7 protein-coding genes are annotated in these 4,111 nt (G+C 73.0%); 6 read left to right on the plus strand and 1 reads right to left on the minus strand.

Translation table 11 applies throughout. The annotated features are described in order from the left end of the window. From ABZX67_RS33145 to ABZX67_RS33160, 4 genes are all read left to right on the plus strand, one after another. On the plus strand, positions 1-263 hold a 263-nt coding region (locus ABZX67_RS33145; protein WP_355368475.1), incomplete at its 5' end, for an urease accessory UreF family protein. 13 nt (positions 264-276) lie between these two features. Further along, complete coding sequence (ureG, locus tag ABZX67_RS33150; protein WP_355368478.1) at positions 277-957, plus strand: urease accessory protein UreG; 681 nt, start codon at positions 277-279, stop codon at positions 955-957. After that, positions 954-1,739, plus strand: coding sequence for an urease accessory protein UreD (locus ABZX67_RS33155; protein ID WP_355368481.1), 786 nt, complete (start codon positions 954-956; stop codon positions 1,737-1,739). The genes ureG and ABZX67_RS33155 overlap by 4 nt, the downstream gene beginning before the upstream one ends. A 65-nt stretch (positions 1,740-1,804) precedes the next feature. Beyond that, entirely contained in the window at positions 1,805-2,200 is a 396-nt protein-coding gene (locus ABZX67_RS33160) for a cupin domain-containing protein (RefSeq protein ID WP_355368484.1), read from the plus strand. 15 nt (positions 2,201-2,215) lie between these two features. Here ABZX67_RS33160 and ABZX67_RS33165 read toward each other — a convergent pair whose 3' ends face one another. After that, entirely contained in the window at positions 2,216-2,929 is a 714-nt protein-coding gene (locus ABZX67_RS33165; protein WP_355368487.1) for a lysophospholipid acyltransferase family protein, read from the minus strand. 180 nt (positions 2,930-3,109) lie between these two features. On the opposite strand from ABZX67_RS33165, the gene ABZX67_RS33170 reads away from it, so the two are divergent. Further along, positions 3,110-3,547, plus strand: coding sequence for an ATP-binding protein (locus ABZX67_RS33170; protein ID WP_355368490.1), 438 nt, complete (start codon positions 3,110-3,112; stop codon positions 3,545-3,547). Then, a complete protein-coding gene (locus tag ABZX67_RS33175; protein WP_355368493.1) occupies positions 3,544-3,927 on the plus strand; it encodes an STAS domain-containing protein in 384 nt (127 codons plus the stop codon). Before ABZX67_RS33170 ends, ABZX67_RS33175 begins: the two co-directional genes overlap by 4 nt. The last annotated feature ends 184 nt before the right edge of the window (positions 3,928-4,111 follow it).

Below are 4,111 nucleotides of genomic sequence, written 5' to 3' on the forward strand. Positions count from 1 at the left end.
TCGGGCCCGAGGACGCGGCGCACTGCGTCGCGTACGAGACGGTCAGCGGCCCCGCCACGGCCGCCGTCCGCCTGCTGAGCCTCGACCCCTTCCACGCCACCGCCGTCCTCGCCCGCCTGGCACCCGACATGGACCAGGTGGCCGAGCGGGCCGCACAGGCCGCCCGCGAGGGCATCGACGCCCTGCCGGCCGCCTCGGCGCCGCTGCTCGACATCACCGCCGAACAGCACGCCGCCTGGCCCGTACGCCTCTTCGCCTCGTAACAAGGAGCCTTGTATGCACCTCGACCACACCCACGACGAAGCACCCGCCGCCGTCAGCGCCGACGCCCACCGCCCCGACGGCACCCGCCGCGCCCTGCGCATCGGCCTTGGCGGACCCGTCGGCTCCGGCAAGACCGCCACCGTCGCCGCCCTCTGCCGCGCCCTGCGCGACCAGCTGTCGATCGCGGTCGTCACCAACGACATCTACACCCGCGAGGACGCCGAGTTCCTGCTCCGCAACGCCGTCCTGCCGCCCGAGCGCATCCAGGCCGTGGAGACCGGCGCCTGCCCGCACACCGCGATCCGCGACGACATCTCCGCCAACCTCGAAGCCGTCGAGGACCTGGAGGAGGCGGTCGGCCCCCTCGACCTGATCCTCGTCGAGTCCGGCGGCGACAACCTCACCGCCACCTTCTCCAAGGGACTCGTCGACGCCCAGATCTTCGTCATCGACGTCGCTGGCGGCGACGACATCCCCCGCAAGGGCGGCCCCGGCGTCTCCACCGCCGACCTGCTCGTGATCAACAAGACCGACCTCGCCCCGTACGTCGGCTCCGACCTGGAGCGGATGGCCCGCGACGCCAAGGAGCAGCGCGGCGACCTGCCCGTCGCCTTCACCTCGCTCACCGGCGAGCAGGGCGTCGCGCCCGTCGCCGCCTGGGTGCGCGAGCGGCTCGCGGCCTGGACCGCATGAGCGTCCACGCCACCGCCCGGATCGTCGCCACCCCCGCCGGACTGCCCGTCCTGGAGAGCGACGGGCCGCTCGCCCTGCGCCGCACCCGGGCCGCCGGCGCGTACAGCAGGGTGACCGTCGTCGGCGCGATGACCGCCCCGCTGGGCGGCGACCGGCTCGCCATCGAGGCGGACGTACGGGAAGGGGCGCGGCTCACCGTCGACTCGGCCGCCGCGACCGTGGCCCTGCCCGGCCGCGGCGCCGACGAGGCCCGCTACGACGTCCGCCTGACGGTCGGCCCCGACGCGGAGCTGCGCTGGCTGCCGGAGCAGCTCGTCTCCGCCCACGGCTCGCTCCTGCGCATGCGCACGACCGTCGAACTCGCCGACACCGCCAGGCTGGTGCTGCGCGAGGAGCAGGTCCTCGGCCGCCACGGCGAAGCGCCCGGCACCCTCGCGACCCGCCTCACGGTGCGCCGCGCCGGGCGCGCCCTGCTGGACCAGGAGCTGTCGTACGGCCCCGGCGCGCCCGGCGGCTGGGACGGGCCGGCCGTCCTCGCGGGGCACCGCGCCGTCGGCCAGCTCCTCGTCGTGGACCCCGCCTTCGACGACGAGCCCGCCGAGCCGCGCGCCCTCGGCGCGACCGCCGCGCTCACCCCGCTCGCCGGGCCCGCGGCCCTGGTGACGGCCGTCGCCCCGGACGCGCTGCGCCTGCGGCGCCTCCTGGACGAGGCGCTGGCGGCCCTGGCGGGACCCGGGCGTGTTGCCGTAACGGCAACAGCGGTTGGCGCGCCCGGGGCCTGAGCGGCAGCCTCGTCCGTCGAGGCCGCCCAGGCCTTCGAAGCCGTCGAGAACCAGGAGGCCGCACGATGTCCACGCCGAACAACCGCGTCCACCACGTCCGCTCCGGCGAGCCGGCCGGCCACGCCGCCATCAGCGGCGGCACGGTCGGGTCGAAGAAGCTCTGGATGGGCATGGTGGTGAACCCGCCGCTGAGCGCCACGGACAACCACCACCACGGCGATTCGGAGGCCGGGATCTACGTCGTCAGCGGCCACCCCGTGTTCGTCTACCACGACGGCACGCGGGAGGTGCGGATCGCCGGGGGCCCCGGCGACTTCTTCCTCGTCCCCCCGTTCGTCCCGCACCGCGAGGAGAACCCCGACCCGCACGAGCCCGCGGTCGTCGTGATCGCCCGGACCACGCAGGAGCCGATCAAGGTCTCCGTGCCCGAGCTGTACCGGCTGGAGGAGACACCTCGGTGAGGCCCGCGGCGTCCCTCAGTGCCTGAACCTGGGCAGCCTGCGGCCCTGTTGGCCGGATTCGCGCTCCTTCACGGTGGCCGCGTACTCGTCCACGTACTCCTGGCCGGACAGGGCGAGGATGCTGGACATGATCTCGTCGGTGACGGCGCGGAGCACCGCCTTCTCGTGCTCCATCCCCGCGAACCGCGAGAAGTCCAGCGGCTCGCCGAAACGGATCGTGACCCGCTTGATCCGCGGGACGGCCTGGCCGGGGGGCTGGATCTCGAACGTCCCCACCATCGCGCAGGGGATCACCGGGACCCCGGCCTTGAGGGCCATCACCGCGACCCCGACCTTGCCCTTGTAGAGCCGGCCGTCGTGCGAGCGCGTGCCCTCCGGGTAGATGCCGAGCAGCTCGCCCTTGGCCAGCACGCCCAGCCCCTCGCGGATCGCCGCCTGCCCCGCCTCCTTGCCGGAACGGTCCACCGGGATCTGCCCGGCGCTGCGGAAGAACGCGGCGGTCAGCCGGCCCTTGAGGCCGGGCCCGGTGAAGTACTCCCGCTTCGCGAGGAAGGTGATGCGCCGCCTCAGCACGGCCGGCATGAGGAAGTGGTCCGAGAACGACAGGTGGTTCCCCGCGACGATCGCCGGGCCGCGCTGCGGAACATGTTCCAGCCCCTCGGTCCTCGGCCGGAACAGCAGCCGGAGCACCGGCCCGAGCAGCACGTACTTGAGCACGTAGTAGAACATGGGCTGACTCCCTACTCCCTACTACACGGATGGGCTGACGGGCCGTCAGGCCATTTTGCCCTTGGTGCGACCCGCGGCTGTGGTGTCGTGTACCCCGTGTCGACGCCGACGTGATTCGGATACCGATATGGGGGAAGACGCACCGGAAGGGAAAACCACGGCCTGATGGGGGAAGCTTGGATGCGCAGTGACAGCACGGCCTTCCTCGACGACGCACGGCCGGCCCGGGCTCAGTCCGCCTCCAGGACCTACGGCGACCCGCGCGCCGCCATCGCGGCGGCGAGGGACTTCACCGCGTCGTTCCTGCGGGCCCGGGCGGAGGCCGGGGCGGCGATAGGGCAGCGCACCGTGGAGGACGCCCGCCTCGTGGTGAGCGAACTGGTCACCAACGTCGTCCGGCACGCCGCGGGGCCCTGCCGGGTGGAGCTGGGTCTCGCCCGCGGGACGCTGGAGATCGCCGTAACGGACACGTACGAGGCGGCCCCCATCGCTCATGCACCCGACCCGGGAAGGGTGGGGCAGCATGGACTGGAGATCGTCCTCGCGCTGTGCGAAAGCGTGGACGTGGAGCCGGTGCCCTCGGGGAAGCGCGTACGGGCGCGCCTCAAGGTGAAGTGACCGACATCGCGGTTCGGAGGAGGAAAGCAGGAATGGGACCCTCTCGGGTGCAGGTGCGAGTCGAGCCCCGGCCGGCCGGCATCGGTGTCGTCACCGTCAGCGGCGAGCTCGATTACGACGGGATCAGCGCATTCGAGCAAGCACTCACCGCCGCCCAGGCGCGCGGCATGCACCAACTGCTGCTGGATCTGTCGCCCCTGACGTTCATGGACTCCTCCGGAGTCAACGCCTTCCTCAGAGCGCAGCGCGCCACCACGACCACCGGCGGATGGCTACGCCTCGCCAACGCCCAGCCGTCGGTGCTCAAAGTGATCGAACTCGTCGGCCTGGGCCAGGCGATCCCGCTGTACGGCACCGTTGAGGAAGCGCTGGAAGCCTGAGCCTGAGCCGGCGGTGCGCACCCCGCCCGCGGCAGCCGCATCGCGGTCGGCGGCGAGGCGGAAGCCGCTCAGGCCGGTGGCGAGGGCCCTGCGCTGGGCGGCCGGCATGGCGGAGATGACGTGGATCAGGGCTGCTTCGCGGCGGGCGCGGAGGTCTTTGAGGTAGTTCTCGCCGCGTCCGGAG

The organism is Streptomyces sp. NPDC003036, from assembly GCF_040611175.1.
Lineage (GTDB): Bacteria > Actinomycetota > Actinomycetes > Streptomycetales > Streptomycetaceae > Streptomyces.

What these genes read in the sequence shown, in the direction of transcription:
- ABZX67_RS33160 (WP_355368484.1), top strand. Translation starts at nt 1,805, where the DNA reads ATGTCCACGCCGAACAACCGCGTCCACCACGTCCGCTCCGGCGAGCCG.
- ABZX67_RS33165 (WP_355368487.1), bottom strand. Translation starts at nt 2,929, where the DNA reads ATGTTCTACTACGTGCTCAAGTACGTGCTGCTCGGGCCGGTGCTCCGG.
- ABZX67_RS33155 (WP_355368481.1), top strand. Translation starts at nt 954, where the DNA reads ATGAGCGTCCACGCCACCGCCCGGATCGTCGCCACCCCCGCCGGACTG.
- ABZX67_RS33170 (WP_355368490.1), top strand. Translation starts at nt 3,110, where the DNA reads ATGCGCAGTGACAGCACGGCCTTCCTCGACGACGCACGGCCGGCCCGG.
- ureG (WP_355368478.1), top strand. Translation starts at nt 277, where the DNA reads ATGCACCTCGACCACACCCACGACGAAGCACCCGCCGCCGTCAGCGCC.